Origin of the sequence: Sulfitobacter sp. TCYB15, assembly GCF_040435955.1 — a bacterium.
GTDB classification, from domain to species: domain Bacteria; phylum Pseudomonadota; class Alphaproteobacteria; order Rhodobacterales; family Rhodobacteraceae; genus Sulfitobacter; species Sulfitobacter pontiacus.
Genome location: NZ_CP159193.1, coordinates 799144 through 820386, shown reverse-complemented (window position 1 = coordinate 820386; position 21243 = coordinate 799144). Strand labels below are relative to the sequence as shown.

General features: G+C 63.8%; 20 protein-coding genes and 1 tRNA gene. 6 read left to right on the top strand and 15 right to left on the bottom strand.

The window, feature by feature from the left end; all coding sequences use genetic code 11:
• Nucleotides 1-33: 33 nt before the first annotated feature.
• A complete protein-coding gene (gene lpdA, locus ABM428_RS03895) occupies nt 34-1422 on the top strand; it encodes a dihydrolipoyl dehydrogenase (protein ID WP_132997165.1) in 1389 nt (462 codons plus the stop codon).
• Nucleotides 1423-1532: 110 nt separating this feature from the next.
• Here the strand turns inward: lpdA and ABM428_RS03890 are convergent, their stop codons facing one another.
• Genes ABM428_RS03890 through ABM428_RS03880 form a run of 3 tightly spaced genes read right to left on the bottom strand, consistent with a single transcriptional unit; the run spans nt 1533 to nt 3843 of the window.
• Nucleotides 1533-2264: a 1-acyl-sn-glycerol-3-phosphate acyltransferase gene (locus ABM428_RS03890; protein WP_132997166.1), complete on the bottom strand. Its 732-nt coding sequence runs from the start codon at nt 2262-2264 to the stop codon at nt 1533-1535.
• A complete protein-coding gene (locus ABM428_RS03885; protein ID WP_005851493.1) occupies nt 2264-3169 on the bottom strand; it encodes an ABC transporter permease in 906 nt (301 codons plus the stop codon). Before ABM428_RS03885 ends, ABM428_RS03890 begins: the two co-directional genes overlap by 1 nt.
• Nucleotides 3166-3843: a cell division ATP-binding protein FtsE gene (locus tag ABM428_RS03880; RefSeq protein WP_037944903.1), complete on the bottom strand. Its 678-nt coding sequence runs from the start codon at nt 3841-3843 to the stop codon at nt 3166-3168. The genes ABM428_RS03885 and ABM428_RS03880 overlap by 4 nt, the downstream gene beginning before the upstream one ends.
• A gap of 165 nt (nt 3844-4008) precedes the next feature.
• Between ABM428_RS03880 and ABM428_RS03875 the strand changes: the two genes are divergently transcribed.
• Nucleotides 4009-4917: a zinc-ribbon domain-containing protein gene (locus ABM428_RS03875; protein ID WP_037943241.1), complete on the top strand. Its 909-nt coding sequence runs from the start codon at nt 4009-4011 to the stop codon at nt 4915-4917.
• Between the two features lie 52 nt (nt 4918-4969).
• On the opposite strand, the gene ABM428_RS03870 is transcribed toward ABM428_RS03875, so the two are convergent.
• The 5 genes from ABM428_RS03870 to argH form a co-directional block, all read right to left on the bottom strand.
• Nucleotides 4970-7561, bottom strand: coding sequence for a TIGR02302 family protein (locus ABM428_RS03870; RefSeq protein WP_353628190.1), 2592 nt, complete (start codon nt 7559-7561; stop codon nt 4970-4972).
• A 39-nt stretch (nt 7562-7600) separates the two neighbouring features.
• Entirely contained in the window at nt 7601-8866 is a 1266-nt protein-coding gene (gene lysA, locus ABM428_RS03865) for a diaminopimelate decarboxylase (RefSeq protein WP_132997168.1), read from the bottom strand.
• A gap of 148 nt (nt 8867-9014) precedes the next feature.
• On the bottom strand, nt 9015-9218 hold the full coding sequence (locus tag ABM428_RS03860) for a hypothetical protein (protein ID WP_132997169.1): 204 nt from the start codon (nt 9216-9218) through the stop codon (nt 9015-9017).
• Nucleotides 9215-9394 carry a hypothetical protein gene (locus tag ABM428_RS03855; RefSeq protein WP_005851482.1) on the bottom strand — a complete coding sequence of 60 codons (180 nt, stop codon included), beginning with the start codon at nt 9392-9394 and terminating at the stop codon, nt 9215-9217. The genes ABM428_RS03860 and ABM428_RS03855 overlap by 4 nt, the downstream gene beginning before the upstream one ends.
• Complete coding sequence (argH, locus tag ABM428_RS03850) at nt 9391-10782, bottom strand: argininosuccinate lyase (protein WP_005851479.1); 1392 nt, start codon at nt 10780-10782, stop codon at nt 9391-9393. The genes ABM428_RS03855 and argH overlap by 4 nt, the downstream gene beginning before the upstream one ends.
• Before the next feature lie 22 nt (nt 10783-10804).
• Here argH and ABM428_RS03845 point away from each other — a divergent pair, with 22 nt between their 5' ends.
• Nucleotides 10805-11374, top strand: a complete 570-nt coding sequence (locus ABM428_RS03845; RefSeq protein WP_009826027.1) for a TlpA disulfide reductase family protein — start codon at nt 10805-10807, stop codon at nt 11372-11374.
• A 33-nt stretch (nt 11375-11407) separates the two neighbouring features.
• Here ABM428_RS03845 and ABM428_RS03840 read toward each other — a convergent pair whose 3' ends face one another.
• Both ABM428_RS03840 and ABM428_RS03835 read right to left on the bottom strand, forming a co-directional pair.
• Nucleotides 11408-12481 carry a Hint domain-containing protein gene (locus tag ABM428_RS03840; RefSeq protein ID WP_132997170.1) on the bottom strand — a complete coding sequence of 358 codons (1074 nt, stop codon included), beginning with the start codon at nt 12479-12481 and terminating at the stop codon, nt 11408-11410.
• 93 nt (nt 12482-12574) lie between these two features.
• Nucleotides 12575-13492, bottom strand: coding sequence for a lipid A-modifier LpxR family protein (locus ABM428_RS03835; protein ID WP_353628189.1), 918 nt, complete (start codon nt 13490-13492; stop codon nt 12575-12577).
• A gap of 184 nt (nt 13493-13676) precedes the next feature.
• Between ABM428_RS03835 and ABM428_RS03830 the strand changes: the two genes are divergently transcribed.
• Nucleotides 13677-14201 (top strand): winged helix DNA-binding protein, encoded by a 525-nt coding sequence (locus ABM428_RS03830; RefSeq protein WP_174226595.1) that lies wholly within the window; start codon nt 13677-13679, stop codon nt 14199-14201.
• Here ABM428_RS03830 and eda read toward each other — a convergent pair.
• Together eda and edd are read right to left on the bottom strand one after the other, a co-directional pair.
• A complete protein-coding gene (gene eda, locus ABM428_RS03825; RefSeq protein WP_005851466.1) occupies nt 14198-14845 on the bottom strand; it encodes a bifunctional 4-hydroxy-2-oxoglutarate aldolase/2-dehydro-3-deoxy-phosphogluconate aldolase in 648 nt (215 codons plus the stop codon). The genes ABM428_RS03830 and eda overlap by 4 nt on opposite strands.
• 21 nt (nt 14846-14866) lie before the next feature.
• A complete protein-coding gene (gene edd, locus ABM428_RS03820; RefSeq protein ID WP_206338394.1) occupies nt 14867-16669 on the bottom strand; it encodes a phosphogluconate dehydratase in 1803 nt (600 codons plus the stop codon).
• A 169-nt stretch (nt 16670-16838) separates the two neighbouring features.
• On the opposite strand from edd, the gene ABM428_RS03815 reads away from it, so the two are divergent.
• Together ABM428_RS03815 and nagA are read left to right on the top strand one after the other, a co-directional pair.
• Entirely contained in the window at nt 16839-17714 is an 876-nt protein-coding gene (locus ABM428_RS03815) for a BadF/BadG/BcrA/BcrD ATPase family protein (RefSeq protein ID WP_005851462.1), read from the top strand.
• Nucleotides 17711-18841: an N-acetylglucosamine-6-phosphate deacetylase gene (gene nagA / locus ABM428_RS03810; RefSeq protein WP_353628188.1), complete on the top strand. Its 1131-nt coding sequence runs from the start codon at nt 17711-17713 to the stop codon at nt 18839-18841. Before ABM428_RS03815 ends, nagA begins: the two co-directional genes overlap by 4 nt.
• Before the next feature lie 85 nt (nt 18842-18926).
• Here nagA and ABM428_RS03805 read toward each other — a convergent pair whose 3' ends face one another.
• From ABM428_RS03805 to ABM428_RS03795, 3 genes are all read right to left on the bottom strand, one after another.
• Nucleotides 18927-19448 (bottom strand): UGSC family (seleno)protein, encoded by a 522-nt coding sequence (locus ABM428_RS03805; RefSeq protein WP_258182285.1) that lies wholly within the window; start codon nt 19446-19448, stop codon nt 18927-18929.
• Between the two features lie 24 nt (nt 19449-19472).
• The gene (locus ABM428_RS03800) at nt 19473-21062 is read right to left on the bottom strand and encodes a TlpA disulfide reductase family protein (protein WP_353628187.1); all 1590 of its coding nucleotides are present in this window, start codon (nt 21060-21062) and stop codon (nt 19473-19475) included.
• 63 nt (nt 21063-21125) lie between these two features.
• Nucleotides 21126-21220 (bottom strand) — tRNA-Sec (locus tag ABM428_RS03795).
• Nucleotides 21221-21243 lie beyond the last annotated feature (23 nt).

The window sequence follows — 21243 nt, the reverse complement described above, 5'->3', positions numbered from 1 at the left end:
TACCCCAATTCCCGACCACCAAGGAGACCTTCCATGTCCAGCTACGATGTCATCATCATCGGCTCCGGCCCCGGCGGCTATGTATCCGCCATCCGCTGCGCCCAACTGGGCCTCAAAACCGCCTGTGTCGAGGGCCGCGATACGTTGGGCGGCACCTGCCTGAACGTCGGCTGTATCCCGTCCAAGGCGCTGCTGCATGCCACGCATATGCTGCACGAAGCCGAACACAACTTTGCCGATATGGGCCTCAAGGGCAAAAGCCCTTCGGTCGATTGGGCGCAGATGCAGACCTACAAACAGAACACGATCGACACCAACACCAAGGGGATCGAGTTCCTGTTCAAGAAGAACAAGATTGACTGGATCAAAGGCTGGGCCACCATCCCCGAAGCTGGCAAGGTCAAGGTCGGTGACGAGGTTCACGAGGCCAAGAACATCATCATCGCCACAGGGTCCGAACCCTCTGCCCTTCCCGGTGTCGAGGTTGACGAAAAGGTCGTCGTCACCTCCACCGGCGCGTTGGCGCTGAACAAGATCCCGAAAAAGCTGGTCGTGATCGGCGCAGGCGTCATCGGGCTCGAACTCGGCTCTGTCTACGCGCGTCTGGGGGCCGAGGTGACCGTCATCGAATATCTCGATGCGATCACCCCCGGCATGGATGGCGAAGTGCAAAAGAACTTTATGCGCATCCTGAAAAAGCAGGGCGTCAACTTTGTCATGGGTGCCGCCGTACAAGGCACCGAAGCCTCCAAGACCAAAGCCAAGGTGACCTACAAGCTGCGCAAGGATGACAGCGAACACACGCTGGACGCCGATGTCGTTCTCGTCTCCACCGGCCGCAAGCCGTTCCACGACGGGCTGGGCCTTGAAGGTCTGGGGGTCGAATTGACCAAACGCGGCCAGATCGCGGTAAGCGACACCTGGGAAACCTCGGTCAAAGGCATCTACGCCATCGGCGACGTCATTGAAGGCCCGATGCTGGCGCATAAGGCCGAAGACGAAGGCATGGCCGCAGCAGAGGTCGTGGCGGGCAAACATGGCCACGTGAACTATGGCGTGATCCCCGGCGTGATCTACACCCACCCCGAGGTTGCCAATGTCGGCGCCACCGAAGAGCAGCTGAAAGAAGCAGGCCGCGCCTATAAGGTCGGCAAATTCAGCTTTATGGGCAACGCCCGTGCCAAGGCCGTCTTCGCGGGCGAAGGCTTCGTCAAGCTGATCGCCGACAAGGAAACCGACCGCATCCTCGGCGCGCATATCATCGGCCCCGGCGCAGGCGATCTGATCCACGAGGTCTGCGTTGCCATGGAATTCGGAGCCTCTGCCGAGGATCTGGCGATGACCTGCCATGCGCATCCGACCTACTCCGAAGCGGTCCGCGAAGCGGCGCTGGCCTGTGGCGATGGCCCGATCCACATGTAAGGCAGCCGACTGCATCGAAACGACAAAGGGTGGACCGTTTGGCCCACCCTTTTTTGTGTTCTAACCGTTGTGTCCTAACCGTCGTGCGCACCGATCGGTATGGGCGGCGCCTATCTCGGTTGAGGGGCTTTGAACCCCGCCTCGGCCAAGAGCGCGTCCGACCGTGTCTCGACCGTTTCCTCGAGCCGCTTCATGAAGGCGGCCCGCTCCAACCCCGGCGCGATGGGGGTTAGGAACTCGACCACTGCCACACCCGGACGCCGGTACAGCCCGCGCCGTGGCCAGAAGTAACCCGCGTTTGTGGCGACGGGGACGCAGGGCTGGTTCATCTGCTCGTAAAGTGCGGCAGTGCCTGCCTTATAGGGTACAGACAGCCCGGGCGCGACGCGTGTGCCCTGCGAATAGATGACAAGCTGGCCCGGTTCGGCCTCGCCCGCTTTGACATCGGCCAGCATCTTGGAAATCGCCGCGCCACGTTTGCCACGGTTCACCGCGACCATCTGCATGCGCTTGGCGTATTGCCCGATCACCGGGGTCATCAGGATCTCGCGTTTCATGATAAATTTCGCGCGCGGCAGAATGTGAAAGATCATCAGGATATCAAGGAAAGACTGGTGTTTGGCGGCAACCAACACGGCCCCGTCCGGCACGTCGCCCCGCACCTCGCACCGCAACCCGACGATGACCTTCGCCATCCACATGGTCCCCGCCGCATAGGCCTTGCACGCCGCATAGGCCCCCCGCCGCGAGAACATCGCCCAAGGCGCGTAAAGCAGCCCCAGAAGCGGCATATAGACCGTGGCCAGCACGATGAAGGTCAACGATCGTATCCACTGCAACATTATGCGAGTTCCTTTAATGTACGGCGCGCGGCCGCCCCTGTGGCCGCAAAGGCGACACCACCGGACAGAAACGGGATCACCAGCGGCACAACCCAGTGCCAGCCCTGAAAGCCCAAACCCGTCAGAAAGCCCCCCGCGTCAGCGGTGCTTGGCAACAGCAGTATCGCCAGCAGCCCGACCCCCGTGCCCGCCGCAGCGCCGGTCAGCGCACGCAGGGTGAAACGCCGGATAAAGGCCTGCGCGATATAGCTGTCGGTCGCGCCCACCAGACGCAAAACGGCAATGACCTGAGCGTTGGCCGACAGCGCCGCATTGGCGGCAAGTGTCACCATCGCGGCCAGCGTCGCGATGATCAGGATCATGGATACCCAGCCCAGAAGCTTCAGCCGCGACGCGGCCTTGACCAGCGGCGCGCGCCAGCGGCTGTGATTGTCCAGAACCGCCCCTGGCACCTCTGCCGCGAGGCGCAGGCGCAAGCCATCGGCGTCCATGCCGTCGTCCTCTTCGATGATCTCGATCAGGCGGGGCACCGGCAGGGCATCAATGGCCAGTTCCGGTCCGAACCAGGGGGCCAGCAGGGATTGCTGCTCTTCATCCGTGAGGGCGCGGGCTGTGGCGACGCCTTTGGTCGTCTCGAGGATGCGCAAGGCGGCCTCGGTCTGGGCGCTGCGCTGGTCGATGGGGGCCACAACACGGATCGTCGCGGTGCGTGCCAGCTCTTGCCCCCAGATATTCGCCAACCGTCCCGAGGCCAGCGACAGCGCCAGCGCAAAGACCGCCAGAAACGCCATCGTTCCCGCGGCAAACAGGGTCAACTGCGCCGTAAACCCCGACGGCGGCACCACACGGTCCGCCTGACGGTCGCCGTTCCACAGCGCGGTCAGCGCAATGCGCAACATCTTCATAGATCCGCCCCCGCCAGCTGGATGCGCCGGTTGGCGATGCGCAAGACACGCGCCTGCACCTGCGCCTTGGTGGCACGAATCAGCCCCAGATCGTGGGTCGCGATCAACACGGTCTTGCCCATGCGGTTCAGCTCTACCAGCAGGCGCAGCAGTCGCTGCGACATTTCCCAATCGACGTTGCCGGTGGGTTCGTCCGCAAGCACCACATCTGGCGACATGATCACCGCACGGGCCAGCGCCGCACGCTGGCGCTCACCGCCCGACAGCTCTGGCGGCAGGGCATCGGCGCGGCTGCTCAGCCCGACCCACGACAGCAGCTCAAGCAGGTCGTCGCCGCCGGTTTCCGCATGACGGCCCGACACGGTCAGCGGCAAACCGATGTTTTCGGCAACCGGCAAATGGTTCAGGAATTGGCAATCCTGGTGCACCACGCCCACACGTCGCCGGATCATCGCGATATCATCGCGGTCCATCGCACGCACGTCCTTGCCAAACAGCGACACATGCCCCGCCGTGGGCAGAAGCGCGCCATAGCAGAGCTTCATCAAAGTGGTCTTGCCAGAGCCGGACGGACCCGTCAGAAAATGGAACGACCCCGGTGCCAGCTTGACCGAGATATCGGACAAAAGCTCGCCCCCGCCATAGCTGTAGGCCACATTTTCAAACTCGATCACACGCATATCCCGCTTGGTTTGAACTGTTGTGCCCCAGCACCGCTTGGGTTTCAATGCACCCCGGCGCAGCCATTGCATGAAGATTGCACTTTTCCTACGGTTTTCTAGGACATAAGGTTGATCTGACGTGAAAACGAAGAGGTTTCCAATGGTTCGGGGCGCAACATGAGACTGATCTGTCCCAATTGCGATGCGCAGTACGAGGTCCCGGACGAGGTGATGCCCTCTTCCGGTCGCGATGTGCAATGTTCGAACTGTGGCCAGACCTGGTTCCAGCACCACCCCGATTTCCCCCCTCTCGATGACGAGGACGACAGCAGGATCAGCACGGTTTCCGCCGCTCTGTCCGCGCGCGAGGATGCGGATAATGGCGTCGTGCCCGAACGCGATGTAGATTCGCCCGCCCCAGCAAGCCCGCCCGAGCCCGACGAAGACGCAGCGGAAGCCCCCGACGCGGGCGAACCCGCGCATCCCGCCCCGCCACCGCGCAAGCAGCTTGACCCTTCGGTCGCCGATATTCTCCGGCAAGAGGCCGAGGCGGAACAAGAAGCCCGCCGTCGTCGTCAGGCTCAGACCCTTGAAAGCCAGCCTGATCTGGGGCTTGAAGAAGCAGACCAACCCAGCGAAAGCGATCGCGCGCAGCAGGCCAAGGCCCGCATGTCTCGTCTGCGCGGCGAAGAGCAGCACCGCGCTGCCGAGACCACAGCCGCCGCGGCGGCCGTTGCATCGCGCCGCGAATTGCTGCCCGATATCGAAGAGATCAACTCCACCCTGCGCACCGGATCAGAACGGCGCGTCATCCCGAACACGGGCGCAGACGCCGGGCGCGATACCCATGCGGACACGAAACAGCGTAGCGGGTTCAGCCGCGGGTTCGTGCTGATTGTCGCGCTCGCCTCTGTGCTGGTGCTGCTATACGTCTTTTCGCCGCAAATCTCGGAGGCGGTTCCCGCGCTGCGCCCCTATCTTGCGCTTTACGTCGCGCAGGTGGACAGCGCGCGCCAATGGCTGGACGAGATGTTGCAATCAACGCTGCAATGGCTGGATGCACGGGCGTCGCAGTCGGGCAGCTAAAACGGATCGGGCCCGTCCTTTTGGCGGCCCCGTCCTTGCGTCATCAATCCTATCAGAAGCGGTCCAGCAGACGGCGCAGGTAGTCGCGTTCGACCTCCGGCCGCGTCGCCTCGCCCGAGCGGCGACGGATCTCGTCCAGCAGTTCACGCGCGCGGCCATAGGCGTCATTGTCCAGCGCCAGATCACCCTCTGACCCCTGCGCGCCATTCGCCCCCTGCTCGCGCCCTAAAGGGTCCGTGTTTTCGGCACGGCGGTTGCCCTGCGCGGTGCCTTGCCCTGGCTCGGACGCCTGCTGGTCCTGTTCCATCGCCTCGCCCAAGGCGCGCATCCCCTCGCGCAGGGCTTCCATCGCCTGCGACTGGTTATCGATCGCTTCGGCCAGATCGTCGCGGCGCAAAGCCTCTTCGGCGCCGTCCATCGCGCGGCCGGCACGGTCCAGCGCATCGCGCGCGGCGTCACCTTCGGGGGTGCCACTACCGGGCAGACGCCCTTCCTGACGGCGCAGCTCATCGCGCAGCGCTTGCTGACGGTCAGCGATCGATCCCTGTCCCTGCCCCGGTTCGCCCTGGCCGTTGTTCTGGCCCGGCTGCTGCCCCGGTTGGCCGGGCTGGTTGCCCTCCTGTTGCGGGCCGGGTTGCTGGCCCTGGTCCTGCCCCTGTTGCTGGCCGTCATCGGCATTGGGGTTGAACCTGTCCTGCAAATCGCGGAACGCCTGATCGCTTAGCTCTTGCTGCTCACGCAGGCTGTCGGCCAGCCCCTCCATCGCCTGTTCACCCTCGGATTGCCCACCTTCGCCCGGCTGGCCTTGGGTAACGCGCATGTTCTCCATCATCTCTTGCAGCTCGCGCAGCGCCTGTTCGGCCTCTGCCATGCGGCCCTGCTCCATCAGTTCCTGAATCCGGTCCATCATGCGTTGCAGGTCGTCTTGCGTCATCTGCATGGTCTCGCCCTGCTGGCCTTGCTGCTGGTCGCCGTTCTCACCTTCTTGCGCCTGCTGGCGTTGCAACTGGCGCATATAGTCGTCGGTGGCGCGGCGCAGCTCTTCCATCAGCTCTGCGATCTCGGCGTCCGAGGCACCGTTCTTCATCGCCTCTTGCAAACGCTCCTGTGCGCGGCGCATCCGGTCCAGCGCATCGGCCAGCACGCCTTCCTCCAGCTCAATCGCCAGATCCCACAGATCATCCGCGATCTCGGCCTGCACCTCGTCGGACAAACCATAGCGGGCGCGAATTTCGATCCGTTCAATCAGCCGCCGCAAGCGCAGCGCCGCCGTGTCAGAGCGGAACACATCCCCCGGACGATAGGACACCGCCCGCAAGACCTGCGCGAGGGTGTCCGCGTTGCCCTTTGCCCACAGCAGATCGCGCCGCTGTTCAATGACGGCCGCCGCCAGCGGATCGAAAAAGCGTCGTCCCGGCAGGGTCATCTGCGTCGGCGGGGTGGTCGCCTGTTGTTCCGACGCATCCAGCACGCTCAGCGTGACGGTGACCGGCAGGTTGGCCCACGGATGTTTGGAAAAATCGTCGATCAGGTTCTCTTCGAAATCGCGGCGGTCCCCTGCAATGGGCAGCGACAGCGGCACGATCATCTCGGCCCGCGGGTCAGGGTCGATCGCCAGCCCATAGCGGCGGTCCACAGCGGCCAGATTGAGATCGATCCGCGCCTCGCCCGCCTCGACGCCATAGTCGTCCCGCGCCACAAAGGGCAGTTGCATCTCGCCAAGGGCGGTCACCTCGGGCGGGCCTGCAATCTCGACCTGCGGTTTGGCATCGGGTAGCATCGTCACGTCCCACGCGCGCCCGTTCGGCCCGTCGATGGCGATCTGCCCGCTTTGGCTGACTTTGAAATCCTGCACGATGGCGGGGGCGTCCCCCTCTGGCTGGGGCTGGCCCGAAACGGTCTCGGTCACCGACAGCGCGCCCACTTCGCCATACATGCGCAGGGTGATCAGCGTGCCCGCAGGCAGGTTCAACGGCCCTTCGGCAAGATCGGACAAATACAGCGTCGGCTTGCCGGTATAGCGCGGCGGCTCCGCCCAGCCTTCCCAAACCGGACCGGAGGCCAAAGCCCCGCCGCTCGCGGTCAGGCCCGCTACCGACCCGATGCGCAGCACCGACCCAAAGACCAGCGCCGTAACGAAAGCCAGCAGCGCGACATAGCGCAGGGCAAAGGGATCAGGGCGCGCCATGCGCAAGTCCGCAGGCACCGCCTGCGCAGCGGCGGCACGGGCGGCCATGCGGCGCTGATGCGCCTGCCACACCGCAGCAGAGGCATCATCCCCCGTGCCGATCGCCTGCACATCCATTAGCGCCTGAATGGGGCGTCCGGGTAGGCTGGCGTCAAGGCGGGTCAGCGCCTCTATCCGGCGGGGGATGCGTAAATGGCGCAGCGCATAGACCAGCGCCCCGACAGCGGCCAGCGTCACAGCAACGACAGCGCCCGTCACGACGGACATCGACACGGTATCGTGCAGCCCCAGCATCAGCACGGCCAGAACAGCCAGCACCAAGGCAATCAGCGGCCAGAACGCCTGCACCAACACCTCGGCCCAGATACCGGCCCAGGTCAGACGCAGGGGCCAACGGATCGACTTGAGACCCTGCTCGGGCGAGTGGTCGTCATCCTTGGCGGTGAAAAACGTCATGCTGGCCCTGCTTTCAAAAGCCGGACACGCAAGGCGCGGTCACAGCCATTCAGGAATGGTATCGCGATTTATCATTTCGTCAAAGGTCGGGCGTCGGCGGATAACCGCAAATTGATCGCCATGGACCAGCACCTCGGGGATCAGCGCACGAGAGTTGTATTCGCTGGCCATCACCGCGCCATAGGCACCGGCACTGCGGAAGGCCACCAGATCGCCCGCGGCCAGCTTTGGCATCATGCGCTGCTTGGCAAAGGTATCACCGGATTCGCAGACCGGCCCGACGATGTCATAGGGCTGCTGCTTGGCCCCTGCTTCGGCTTCGACGACGGGGATGATATCGTGATGGGCTTCGTACATGGCGGGGCGGATCAGGTCGTTCATCGCACCGTCGATGATCAGGAAATCGCGGCCCTCGCCAGATTTGACATAGATCACCTCGCTCACCATGAGGCCGGCGTTGCCCGCGATCAGGCGGCCCGGCTCGATCTCGATCTCGCAGCCCAGATGGCCAAGCGTCTTTTGCACCATCGCGCCGTAATCCGTGGGCAGCGGCGGAGCGGCATTGCTACGCTCATAGGGGATTCCCAGCCCGCCGCCCAAATCCAGACGACGGATGGTGTGCCCGTCGGCGCGCAGCTGTTCCGTCAGCTCCGCAACCTTCTGGTACGCCAGTTCGAACGGCGTCAGATCGGTCAACTGGCTGCCGATGTGCACGTCGATGCCCACGACTTCTAGACCCGGCATCGCGGCGGCCATGCGATAGACTTCGCGCGCGCGGGCGATGGGGATACCGAATTTATTCTCGGACTTGCCCGTCGCGATCTTGGCATGGGTTTTGGCGTCGACATCGGGGTTCACGCGGATGGTGATCGGCGCGACCTTGTCCATCGACCTTGCGACGGCGTCCAGCACCTCCATCTCGGGTTCGGATTCGACGTTGAACTGGCGGATGCCGCCCTCAAGCGCGAGCCGGATTTCAGAGACCGTCTTGCCCACACCCGAGAACACGATCTTGTCGCCGGGCACGCCTGCCGCCTTGGCACGCAGGTATTCCCCCGCCGACACCACATCCATGCCCGCCCCCGCCTGCGCGAGCGTTTTCAGCACCGCTTGGTTCGAGTTCGCTTTCATCGCGTAGCAGACCAGATGGTCCATCCCGTCCAGCGCATCGTCAAATGCCTTGAAGTGGCGCAACAGCGTGGCGGTTGAATAGACGTAAAAGGGCGTGCCGACCGCGGCTGCGATCTCGGAGATGGCGACATCCTCGGCGAACAGCGCGCCATCGCGGTACAGGAAATGATCCATAGTTTCAGGCTCCTAAGCTTTTCCCGCCGAAAGCTGCCGGCGATCGTTTACGGGCGGCGGACCGCAGGGACAGGCATCGCGGCAGACCACAGCTTACCCCAATACCAAAGGCGGCGGGAATGGCAATCAGCGCCACCCGCCCCGCCGGTCAGAATGTCTTGGAAACGCCCACATCCACATGCCCCGAGATATGCACACCGGGCTCATAGTTGCTGCGATGCTTGCGGGTGGCGGTATCCGTCGCGGGGGGATAGGCGCGGCTGTCATGGGCAGACGGCGCATGGCGTTGCGCGCTGTCACAGCCCGTCAGCACCGCCAATGCAACCACGGCCAGCACCGCCGCGCGGATCACAGCGCCGCCCCCAGACCCAGCCGGAACGGGCCGCGGCCAAGGGTGACGCCAGTGCCCACCGACATGCCCGACGACGACAGCGTCACCGTGCTATTGACCTGCGGCGGCACGGGTTCCCCGTCCACACCGCAGGCGGCGAGAGTCAGCAACAAGGCAATAGCAGCGACGGGTTTCATCCGATGATCCCTTTCCAGCGGGCCACCTGCGCGCGCACCTGTGCGGGCGCGGTGCCCCCGTAAGACATACGCGAATTGACGGAATTTTCCACGCCCAAAACGTCAAAGACATCTGCCGTGATGTCGCCATGGGCCGATTGCATCTGTTCCAGCGTCAGGTCCGGCAGGTCGCAGCCGTTCTGTTCGGCCAGCGCCACCAACGATCCGGTGATGTGATGCGCATCGCGGAACGGCAGTCCCAGCACGCGAACCAGCCAATCGGCCAGATCGGTCGCGGTGGAAAAGCCCGATCCCGCCGCTGCGGCAAGACTTTCGCGGTTGGCGGACATATCCTTGACCATGCCTTCCATCGCGGCCAACGCCAGCATCAGGTTGTCAGCGGCGTCAAAGACCTGTTCCTTGTCTTCCTGCATGTCCTTGGAATAGGCGAGCGGCAGCCCCTTCATCACCATCATCAGGGCCACATTGGCCCCCATGATCCGGCCGATCTTGGCGCGGATCAACTCTGCCGCGTCGGGGTTCTTCTTCTGTGGCATGATGCTCGACCCGGTCGAGAAACGGTCCGACAGGGTCACGAAACGGAACTGCGCCGAGGACCAGATCACCAGCTCTTCGGCGAAACGGCTCAGGTGCATGGCGCAGATCGACGCAGCGCTCAGGAATTCAAGCGCAAAGTCACGGTCGCTGACCGCGTCCAGCGAATTGGCGGCCGGACGGTCAAAGCCAAGCGCCTGTGCGGTCATGTCGCGGTCAATCGGAAAGGACGTGCCCGCAAGCGCAGCCGCGCCCAACGGCGATTCATTCATCCGCGCCCGTGCGTCGCGCATCCGGCTCAGATCGCGGCCAAACATCTCGACATAGGCCATCATGTGGTGGCCCCAAGTGACCGGCTGCGCGGTCTGCAAATGGGTGAAACCGGGCATGACCCAATCGGCTCCGGCCTCTGCCTGACCCAGCAAGGCCTTGATCAACGCCAACAATCCGCTTTCGGCGGCGTCGAACTGGTCGCGGGTCCACAGTTTGAAATCGGTCGCGACCTGATCGTTGCGCGACCGGCCCGTGTGCAGACGGCCTGCGGGTTCGCCGATCACCTCTTTCAGGCGCGCCTCGACGTTCATGTGGATGTCTTCCAGCGCGGTCGAATAGGCAAATGTCCCGCCCTCGATCTCTGACAACACCGTGAGCAACCCTTTCCGAATGGCGTCGGCATCGCTATCACTAATGATGTCTTGTGCAGCCAACATGGCAGCATGGGCACGCGACCCGGCAATGTCCTGGGCGGCCATACGCTGGTCAAACGAGATCGAGGCGTTGATCGCCTCCATGATCGCGTCTGGTCCGGCGGCAAAACGGCCACCCCACATTTTGTTCGAAGTCGTATCGGTCATCAGGCAACCCCTCGGAGGGAAAATGAAAAAGATTATGCTCGCGCTCGTTTATACGGCCCTTGCCCTTGGTGCAAACCCCAGCTTTGGGCAAAGCGCCGACATCAAGCCCCTGCGCGACGGTGATATGAAGAAACTGGTCGTGCACGATTCCCCCGTTGCCACCTCCTCTGTCGCGTTCCAGCTTGAGGATGACGGCGGCGAGACGACGCTTGAGGCATGGCAGGGCAAATATGTGCTGATCAACTTCTGGGCCACATGGTGCGCCCCCTGCCGCAAGGAAATGCCGCAGCTGAACGCGCTGCAAAAGGAATTCGGCGGCGATGATTTCGAGGTGCTGACCATCGCCACGGGTCGCAACACCCCCGACGGGATCAAACGGTTCTTTGCGGATGCGGGCGTCGATAGCCTGCCACGCCACCAGGACCCGAAACAGGCGCTGGCCAGTCAGATGGGCATTTTCGGCCTGCCGATCACCGTGATCATGGACCCCGAGGGACGTGAAATCGCACGCTTGCGCGGTGATGCGGATTGGTCGAGCGACAGCGCAAAAGCCATCGTGCAGGCATTGATCGCGGGCAAGGCAGACAGCTAGGCCCGCCCCAAGAAAGCAGGCGATCCGGCGGCGTCAGGCGGCGTGCGCGAGGATCGCCGCTTCGGACATCGACAGATTACGCCGCGCATAGCCGCCATAGGTATGCGGATCAAAGGCGATCTGTGGAAACTGGTCCAGCAGCCGCGCGCGGTCGGTCGCGTCCAATGTCTCTAGCGCGGCAGAGGCAGGGTGAAAGCTTTCCGTTTCTACGCCGTTGGCCCAAAGCACCTCGTGGAAATCGAGCAGGAGATGGATATAGGTCACCTCGCGCGCATGGGCATCGATGGTGACACTGCGCCCGTTCACCAGATCCCGCGCGGTGACAAGCACCTCGTCTGTGTTGAACAAGTCATGCGCGACGCGCCCCTTCACCAGCATCCGGTGGCTGGGCGACACCAGCAAATCCGCGTCAGGCTGCGCAGCCCCCAAAGCACCGGCGCGAAACCGGATGGGGCGCAGCTGCGGCATCGCGAACAATCGCGCCCCGCTCATCCGGCGGCTGCCGATCCAGCGCACGGGTTGCAGGCCGTTGTCTTTCGTCTGGACGTGATCGCCCTCGCGCAGCTGTTCGATCCGGCGCGCGCCATCGGCGGTGCGGATCATCGTGCCGGGGGTAAAGCAGATGACGCCGCTGCTGTATTGCGCCGCCCGATCCGCCGCGGCGGTATTCAATGTATGCGCGACGACCCACAGATCGGTATTGCGCGGCGGCAGCGCGTCAAGGAACATCAGCAGCGGCTGGCTGCCCTGACCGACCTCGATCACTGTCACCAGATAGGTCTGCGCGCCGTCGGTAACGGTAAAGCTGTTGTCCATCAAAGGGGTGTCGCGGTCACTGGCGAAAGACCGGTGCGGCGGCGTTGTGCCGTCCAGGGCAGCCCCGACCAAACGATGGACCATCCGCGCAGCCCGTCTGCGCAGATCCCCTGCCTCGTCCGCCTGATCCAGCCGCAACACGTCATTCGGCCCGTCAACGCGAATTGAATCGCCCCGCCACGCCCAGGCTGCCCCCACCTTGAGGGATTGCACCGGTGCGGCGTCCAGCCCGTCTATTTCTGTCTGCGACCAGCTTATGACAAACGTGCCTCGAAAGCCCGTTTTGACCACTGTTCGTGCCTCGTCGTATTATTATTGCCTCAAGGCTATCAAAACCGTTCCCCGCTGGAAAGAACGAATCACCCTATGCACGGGGCCTGCGCGTCAGAAGTCGATCTTGATGCGTACAGAGCCGACAAGCTGGTGATCGGGCTGCGTCTCGTATTCCTTGCCCAGCCACGTCAGACCATAGAACGCCGAGGCCCGCTTGCCCTGCCAATGCACCCCGGCACGCACACGATCGCGGCGCGGGGTCAGGTCATAGCCACGATCCGACGGCAGGAACACGCTGTCGCTGACGCGCGCCATATCGGCCCCAACGACAAAGCCAAAGCCAGATGCGTCGCGGTTCTGCACCACGCGGTAGCGCTGGCCGGTGGTGCTGTCGCGCACCAACATTTCCCCGCGTGTGATATCGCCAAAGGTCAGGTCGAAGCCCGCGCGAACGAATGTCTCTATCCCCGCCTGCCCCTCGACAAAGGGGCGCAGGCTTGTCCGCGCGCCAATCGGAAAGCTGCGCCCGATCTCGACCAGAACCGTAGGGTGAAAGCCGTCTTCGATCTGGTTATCCAACACCCGATCAGAGGGCGAGGTCGCGTCGATGATGTCATGAATGCCCCGTTGCAGATCATCCAGATGGGTCTGCGGACCGGTGGCATAGATCGCCGCCCCGACCGAATATTCCACAGCATCGCGTTCGAAATGGGTGTGCATTCCGACGGACAGGGCACCGGCCCAGGGGCGCGATCCGGCCTGCGGGCGACGCAGGTTCGCGGGGGAGAATACCTCTACCCCCAAACGCAGCTCGATCAACTGCCCAAAGCGGTCGGGCAAGCGCCCCGTCCACTGCGGCCCCCAGACGCGGGACGACACATAGGCGCCCGTGCGCTCGCGGTCGCGAAACTCTCCGATGGAATCATTGGAAATCAGACGGCCATAGCCAAGGCGTTCCCGCTCTGTCGCCTGCGCATCCACGGGCAAAAGCAAAAGCGCGGCAAATACCGGCACAAGAAATCGCAGCATCGTCACTCCTATCGCAATGGCTGTCAGGGTCGGCACCCGTTGCCCCTTTGCTACCGCGCCCTGCCGCGTCGCGCTATCCTTGGTACATTTTTCTCGGGCGGGCGTGTCCTTGGCGCACAGACGGATTGCGCGATACCGACAATTCGCTAACATAACGACAGTGAAAACCAGCCTTGAGGCACTGATGTCAGACCCAAAATCGCACCCGTCCCGCCGTATCGTCTCGTCCCGTCACCTTGCCGAGGGCGAAGGATGGGAAGCGTCCGAACTCGAATACGGGATGATCATCGCCTACAACGCCTTCTCGCGCTGGATGTCGCGCTGCATGGCGGCGGCGGGCAATGCCGACCTGACCCCGCTGGAAATTCTGGTCCTGCACAACACCAACCACCGCGACCGTGAAAAACGGCTGACGGACATCTGCTTTCTGCTGAACATCGAAGATACGCATACGGTGAACTACGCGCTGCGCAAACTGCTGAAATCCGGCCTGCTAGAGGCCGAGAAACGCGGAAAGGAGGTGTTCTATCGCACCTCCGCCAGCGGGGCCGAGCTGATAGAGACCTACCGCGCGGTGCGCAACACCTGCCTGATCGACAGCATGGGACGCACCGATATCAAAGGCGACGACCTGCGCGAGATCGCGGCGCAGCTACGCGCGATCTCGGGTCAGTATGATCAGGCCAGTCGCGCGGCGGCGTCGCTTTAGCCGCGGCTGCCTAGGGTACTGGCGGCGCGGGCCAGTTCGGTGATCGCCGCCCAATCGCCCTTGCGCATCAGATTGTCCGGCGCGACCCAACTGCCGCCCGCGCAAACCACATTGGGCAGCGACAGGTAGCTTTCCGCATTGGCAGGGCTCACGCCGCCCGTGGGGCAGAACCGCACCTGAGGCAGCGGCGAGGACAGCGATTTCAGGAAGGGTGCCCCACCCGCAGCTTCAGCGGGGAAGAACTTGAGCATATCATAGCCGCGTTCATAAAGACGCATCGCCTCTGACGCGGTGGCAGCACCGGGCAACATCGGCAGGCCCAGATCTTCGGCCGCTTGCAGCAGTTTATCCGTGGCACCGGGCGACACCCCAAAGGTCGCGCCCGCATCCACCGCACGTTTGACATCATCGGGGGTCAGCAACGTGCCCGCCCCGACAACGCCGCCTTCGACTTTGGCCATCTCGGCAATCACCTCTAGCGCGGCGTCGGTGCGCAGCGTCACCTCTAGCGCGGGCAATCCGCCTGCGACCAAAGCTTCGGCCAGGGGGCGGGCGTGCAGCGCGTCATGCACCACCAGGACCGGCACGATGGGGGCACGTTTACAGATGGCATAGGCAGCGGCGCTGGCGTCTTGCGGGGTCATCGGATCATCCTCTGGTCAGGTTCAAATGCTGCTGGCGCCGGTATCAGCCGCGCCAACCGTGTTGCGGAAAGTGGCAAACAGCTCGCGCCCCTGCCCGTATTCATTGCCCGACAGATCAGCCGTGGCGACCGGGCGCTCCATCGCGCCGGGGGTCAGGACCGTCAGCTGCCCGTCGCGGGCGTCGACGCGCACGATATCACCGTCTTGCAAACGTGCAATCGGCCCGCCGTCCACCGCTTCGGGACACACGTGGATCGCGCTCAATACCTTGCCCGAGGCACCGGACATGCGCCCGTCGGTGACCAGCGCCACCTTCAGCCCGCGCGCCTGCAGGTTCGCCAGCACGGGCGTCAGGCTGTGCAATTCGGGCATGCCGTTGGCCTTGGGCCCCTGAAAACGCACGACGACGATGACATCCTCGTTGAACTCGCCATTGCGATAGGCGTCTTTCACGCTTTCCTGGTCATGGAACACGCGGATCGGGGCTTCGACGATGTGATGCTCCGGCTTCACGGCAGAGACTTTTGTGACCGCATTGCCAAGGTTCCCCGCCAGACGTTTCAACCCGCCGGTGGGCTGGAAAGGATCGCCAATGGGGCGCACGATCTTTTCGTTCAGCGTCTCGGTCGGGCCTGCGACCCATTCGACAGTGCCATCCTTGAGCTTGGGGTCTTGGGTATAGCGCGACAGCCCGTCGCCCGCGATGGTCTTGACCTCGTCATGCAGCAAGCCGCCCGCCATGAGCTGACCGATCATAAATCCCAAGCCTCCCGCCGCGTGGAAGTGGTTCACATCGGCCAAGCCGTTCGGATAGACCCGCGCCAGCAGCGGCGTGACATCGGCAAGGTCCGAGAAATCCTGCCAGTCCAGCACGATCCCACCAGCCCGCGCCATCGCGACAAGGTGGATCAGCAGGTTGGTCGACCCGCCCGTCGCATGCAGGCCGACGATGCCGTTCACATAGGCTTTTTCGTCCAGCACATCGCAAACGGGTGTGTATTCATTGCCCAGATGGCTGATCGCCAGCGCCCGCTGCGTCCCCGCAACGGTCAGCGCATCACGCAGGGGCGTGTTGGGGTTCACAAAGGACGCGCCGGGCAGGTGTAGGCCCATGAACTCCATCAACATCTGGTTGGTGTTGGCGGTGCCATAGAAGGTGCAGGTGCCCGGCCCGTGGTAGGCCGCCATCTCTGACGCCATCAGCTCTTCGCGCGTGGCCTCGCCTGCGGCGAATTTCTGGCGCACGATCGCTTTCTCGTCGTTGGAGATGCCCGAGGTCATCGGCCCCGCAGGCAGGAACACCGCCGGCAGATGCCCGAAAGCCTGCGCCGCGATCACCAGACCGGGTACGATCTTGTCACAGACCCCCAGATAGATCGCGGAATCGAAAGTGTTGTGGCTAAGCCCGACGCCCGCCGCCATGGCGATGATGTCACGCGAAAACAGGCTCAGCTCCATCCCCGGGGTGCCCTGGGTCACGCCGTCACACATCGCAGGCACGCCGCCTGCAACCTGTGCCGTCCCGCCTGCCGCACGCGCGGTGTCGCGGATCAGGGTCGGAAAGCGTTCGAACGGCTGGTGCGCCGAAAGCATGTCATTATAAGTCGTGATAATCCCGATATTGCCCGCCGATTGCGTCGCCAGCGCGGCTTGGTCTTGCCCCGCACCGGCATAGGCGTGCGCCTGCCCGCTGCACGAAAGATGCGCCCGCGCCGGTCCTTCCTCGGCGGCGCGGCGCATCCGCGCCAGATAGGCCCCCCGGCTTGGCGCGCTGCGTTCGATGATCCGGTCGGTGACACGGGCTACGGTATCGTTCAACATCATGCTTTCCTTCGTGACGTGGGTGGGCCTAAGGGCCTTCCTACAAAGACGTGAGTATGTTAGCGCTAACTTATCACGCGCATGTGCCATTTGCAAACCCGTTGCGACCATGGGTAAAACGAATGGCGAAAATTGTCTTTCCCCGCCAAAACAGGTGCCCTAAACAATTCGGATGACACAAATAGACCCTCCTTTCCTGATCGGCGTTGACGGAGGCGGCACCGGTTGCCGCGCCGCTGTTGCCACCCCCGATGGCCGTATCCTTGCCGAAGGCAAAGGCGGGCGGGCGAATGTCAGCACCGATTGCGCCACCGCGATCGACAGCGTGCTGACCGCGACGCGCAACGCGATAGAGAGCGCCGGTCTGGATGTCGCCGACATGCCCCGTGCCGTGGCTCATCTGGGGCTTGCGGGATACACGGGGCCGGAAATGGGCCCGCGCGTGCAGGCGGGTCTGCCCTTTGCCAAATCCGTCGTAACCGAAGACACCACCACCACCATCGTCGGTGCCGTCGGAGAGCAGGACTGCCACCTGATCGCCCTTGGCACCGGCACCATCGTGGGCCGCCAAAAGGCCGGCGTGCAGACCTGTATCGGCGGCTGGTGTTATCAGGTCTCGGATCAGGCGTCGGGCGCGTGGCTGGGGCATGGCGTGCTAGAGCAGACCTTGCTCGTCGTTGACGGGATCACCCCCGCCAGCCCCCTGTCGCAGCAGATGCTGGATAAATTCGGCGGCGGCGCGGGCATCGTGCAGTTCAGCCTCAAGGCGCGGCCCGGCGATTTCGCCACCCTTGCCCCCGATGTGGTACAGGCCGCCGCGGCGGGCGACAGCATCGGACGGGCGCTGATGGCAAGCGGGGCCGATTACCTGACCCGCGCCCTGATCGCGCTCGACCACCAACCCGGCGGCCCGCTGTGCCTGACCGGCGGCGTCGGCCCCCATTACGCCGCCTATCTGCCCGACACGCAGACTGCCCATCTGGTCGAAACCAAAGGTCGCGCACTCGACGGGGCCGTCGCACTGGCCCTGCGCGCCGCGCGGGCATGACCGCCCCCCTCACCGCCTATACCGGCGCGCGCATTTTTGACGGGCACGATCTGCTGACCGGTCACGCGCTTGTGGTGCACCCCGACGGCATCCCGCGCATCACACCCCTGACCGCGCTGCCGACGAGGGCCAAAACCCAGACGCTTAGCGGGGGCATCCTCTCCCCCGGGTTTGTGGATCTGCAAGTGAACGGCGGGGGCGGCGTGATGCTCAATAGCGCGCCCGATCTGGACACGCTGCGCGCGATGGCTGCCGCGCACCGACGGCTTGGCACCCGCGCATTTCTTCCCACGTTGATCACCGATACCCCCGCCCATAGCCGCGCTGCCATCGCCGCCGTGGCAGAGGCGTTGCACCTGGGCATGCCGGGTATCGCGGGGCTCCACCTTGAAGGGCCGCATCTGAGCGTTGCCCGCAAAGGTGCCCATGACGGCAGCCTGATCCGCCCCCTGTCTGACGCTGATATGGCGATGCTGACCGATGCCGTGGCCCGGATCCCGAACCTAATGATGACCCTCGCCCCCGAAAACGCCACCCCCGATCAGATCGCGGCGCTGACGCAGGCGGGCGTGCTGGTATCGCTGGGCCATAGCGATTGCGACTATGACACCGCCATGCGCGCCTTTGACGCCGGTGCCCGCATGGCAACGCATCTGTTCAACGCCATGAGCCAGGCCAACGCGCGCAGTCCGGGGCTGGTGGGGGCGGCGCTTGATCACCCGCGCGTGGCATCCGGCCTGATTGCCGACGGGGTGCATGTCCATCCGGCCATGATCCGCGCCGCACTTGCCGCCAACCGCGGCGCGGCAGAGGTGTTTCTGGTGACCGACGCCATGGCGACTGGCGGCTCTGACATCACCAGCTTCACCCTGAACGACCGCGAGATCCTGCGCCGCGACGGACGGCTGACGCTGGCCGACGGAACGCTGGCCGGGGCCGACCTGACCCTGCTGCAAGCCGTGCGCTATATGCACAACACCGTGGGCGAGCCGTTAGAGCGGGCGCTGGCCCGTGCCACAGTAATCCCTGCGCAACTGCTGGCGCACCCCCCCGAAACGGACAGCGTCGATGCGATGATATGGATCAACGACGACCTGTCAGAGCTGCACTGGCTGACCGAGCTGTAACCCTCGCCACCCCATGCTCACGAAAAAGGCGGCGCAGGTTTCCCGCGCCGCCCTATGTCTTTTACGTCTATGTCTTTCACGTCACTCACGCGTCGCGCAACGCCCCGATGATCTGGTCGAACGCCTCACGCGCCTTGGCGCGCATTTCGTCGTCCGTGGCATCCTGAATAGGATGCGGCACCAGCACATAGCGCGCGCCCTCCATGCCTAAGGCCTTGCGCTGCGTTTCAGCGGCTTGGCCAAACACGCTTGAAGCGATGGAAACAGACGGGATCCCCTGGATTTCAAACCAGACTGTATCGTGCATACTGCACGTGGTACATGATCCTCAGTCCGCCAGCCCTTCGACCAGAAAGTCGCATTCATCGCGGATCTGGTGGCGCAGCGTGTCGGGGCACGGTTTGGCGAAAGTCGGCTTGGTATAATGCCGGATCTCAACGCCGGGTGCGTTTTCGGTCAACAACCTGTCCAGTTCATCCAGCAGGATATTGCCGCGCGGCTTGCTGATGTTCAGCAGCCCGACAACCCCCTGCACCGAACCGGACCGTTCGCTGATCTGACGCGCGACGGGGACACGTTCGTCCGTCGGGTCAAGAATTATTGTCATTCACGTCCTCCTCTGCTGTGAAAGCTAGCCTAGATCGATCTTTCTGGAAACGGAAATCGACCCCACCTCCCCCGTGGCCCACCCGTGGAACGCGGACGAGAATTTGCCCGCATCGCCACCGGCCACGACAATATGGATATATTCCTTGCCCGCAAATTTAGGGGCCAACTGCGCCAGTTTTTCCGGCCCCATCCGTTCCGCGTCCGCCACGGGGATACCCGCGCCCGAATGGTCATCCTGCACCATCTCCGACAAGGGGCGCGCCGTGACCTCTTGGATACGGTCGCGCAGCCTGTCCTTGGAATAGGGGCCATCGACGGTCAGCGTCTGGATATGCTCGGGACAGACCACCAGCAGCGCGTCAATCGGCAGGTTGTGCATCTTCGGCAGGAACACCCCTTCAAGCCCCTGCCCCAACGACCCCGCGATCTGGTCCGGCCTGCGCGAGGTCTGGTCCACCAGATGCACCGGCCCGCCCGTCATGGCAAAGACGGTCACGACCGAATCTTCCGCCTCGAACCCGCGTTCCACATGCAGCGGCTCCCATGGCGAGGCCGCCTCGTTCTCCGCAAAGCACATGGTGTATTTCATCGGATTGCCCAGGACAGACCGTTCGACCCCGCCCGTGGTCGCCCCGCCGACATTGCGGATGATCAGCCGCAGCGCGCGCCCGATGGTGGCATTGGCACGGTTCCCCGCACCCAAAGCGCCCAAGCCGCCGTTCAGCCCGATCTTGTCCACGATCGGCCCGTTCACCACCATGACCGTCGCCGCGCCCATGGTTGTCGCGGTGACCCCGTGGACGTTGAATTCATCCGTGCAGACGGCTTCGACCGCTGCGATCACCACAGGCAGATATTCGGGTTTACACCCCGCCATCACCGCGTTGATCGCGATCTTTTCGACCGTGGCGATGCCCATATTCGGCGGCACTGTGGCGATGACATCCTGCGGATCACGATGCGTCCCTTCCAACATGCGGATCACCCGTTCGGGCGTCGGCGGCACCAAGGGCAACCCGTCCGAGAACCCCTGATCGAACATGAATTCCGCCATGTCATCGCCGCTGGCGACCTCGACCTTGCGGGCGCGCAGACGGCTGCCTTCGGCTTCTGCCCGCAGCGCGTCGTAGACCTCGGGGTCAAAGTGTTTCGACCCGCATCCCGGACGCCAGGCGGGCAGGCTGTCCCAATCGATCTGCGCGGCAGCCTTGCCCGTCGCACGGGCCATCTGGTCGGACAATGCCTGCCAGTCATCGCGCACGAAGCCTTCAAAGTGGGTCACGACAGCGCCGCTTTCATCAATCCAGTAGAGCGCGGGCACGATCTCGAAATCCCAGTCGAACGAGGTCTTGCAGCCCGCATCCTCAAGCACCGGCATGGTCAGCCCGTGGCGCTGCGCGAAATCGCCGTTCTTCTCGCCGGATTGCCCCGGCACCAGAAACCGCACCGCATCGCCATAGGCCTGCGACAGCGCTTGCAGCACCGGCCCCGCAATATTGCAGGTCTCGCAATCCTCTTTCACGAAACAGACCAGCGCAGGGCCGGTTCCGTCAAAATGATGGGCCGCGCCTTGCAGATCCTTCAGGGTAAATTCCGGTTTCCGATCACTCATGTCGCCCCCTCCCAAGTATGCCGCTGCATACTGTGGGGGATCGTCAGGCATGTCCAGACAGCTTGGCGGAGACGGATGGGAATCGAACCCACCACACGCCGTATCGACGCGTCCATGGTTTTGAAGACCAGGGAAGCCACCAGACTCCGGTCGTCTCCGCGTTGCCACACCGTAGCCCTGC

Excerpts from the sequence above, each read along its gene's own strand:
- lpdA (WP_132997165.1), top strand. The coding sequence starts at position 34 with ATGTCCAGCTACGATGTCATCATCATCGGCTCCGGCCCCGGCGGCTAT.
- ABM428_RS03890 (WP_132997166.1), bottom strand. The coding sequence starts at position 2,264 with ATGTTGCAGTGGATACGATCGTTGACCTTCATCGTGCTGGCCACGGTC.
- ABM428_RS03885 (WP_005851493.1), bottom strand. The coding sequence starts at position 3,169 with ATGAAGATGTTGCGCATTGCGCTGACCGCGCTGTGGAACGGCGACCGT.
- ABM428_RS03875 (WP_037943241.1), top strand. The coding sequence starts at position 4,009 with ATGAGACTGATCTGTCCCAATTGCGATGCGCAGTACGAGGTCCCGGAC.
- ABM428_RS03870 (WP_353628190.1), bottom strand. The coding sequence starts at position 7,561 with ATGACGTTTTTCACCGCCAAGGATGACGACCACTCGCCCGAGCAGGGT.
- lysA (WP_132997168.1), bottom strand. The coding sequence starts at position 8,866 with ATGGATCATTTCCTGTACCGCGATGGCGCGCTGTTCGCCGAGGATGTC.
- ABM428_RS03855 (WP_005851482.1), bottom strand. The coding sequence starts at position 9,394 with ATGAAACCCGTCGCTGCTATTGCCTTGTTGCTGACTCTCGCCGCCTGC.
- argH (WP_005851479.1), bottom strand. The coding sequence starts at position 10,782 with ATGACCGATACGACTTCGAACAAAATGTGGGGTGGCCGTTTTGCCGCC.
- ABM428_RS03845 (WP_009826027.1), top strand. The coding sequence starts at position 10,805 with ATGAAAAAGATTATGCTCGCGCTCGTTTATACGGCCCTTGCCCTTGGT.
- ABM428_RS03835 (WP_353628189.1), bottom strand. The coding sequence starts at position 13,492 with ATGCTGCGATTTCTTGTGCCGGTATTTGCCGCGCTTTTGCTTTTGCCC.
- ABM428_RS03830 (WP_174226595.1), top strand. The coding sequence starts at position 13,677 with ATGTCAGACCCAAAATCGCACCCGTCCCGCCGTATCGTCTCGTCCCGT.
- eda (WP_005851466.1), bottom strand. The coding sequence starts at position 14,845 with ATGACCCCGCAAGACGCCAGCGCCGCTGCCTATGCCATCTGTAAACGT.
- edd (WP_206338394.1), bottom strand. The coding sequence starts at position 16,669 with ATGATGTTGAACGATACCGTAGCCCGTGTCACCGACCGGATCATCGAA.
- ABM428_RS03815 (WP_005851462.1), top strand. The coding sequence starts at position 16,839 with ATGACACAAATAGACCCTCCTTTCCTGATCGGCGTTGACGGAGGCGGC.
- nagA (WP_353628188.1), top strand. The coding sequence starts at position 17,711 with ATGACCGCCCCCCTCACCGCCTATACCGGCGCGCGCATTTTTGACGGG.
- ABM428_RS03800 (WP_353628187.1), bottom strand. The coding sequence starts at position 21,062 with ATGAGTGATCGGAAACCGGAATTTACCCTGAAGGATCTGCAAGGCGCG.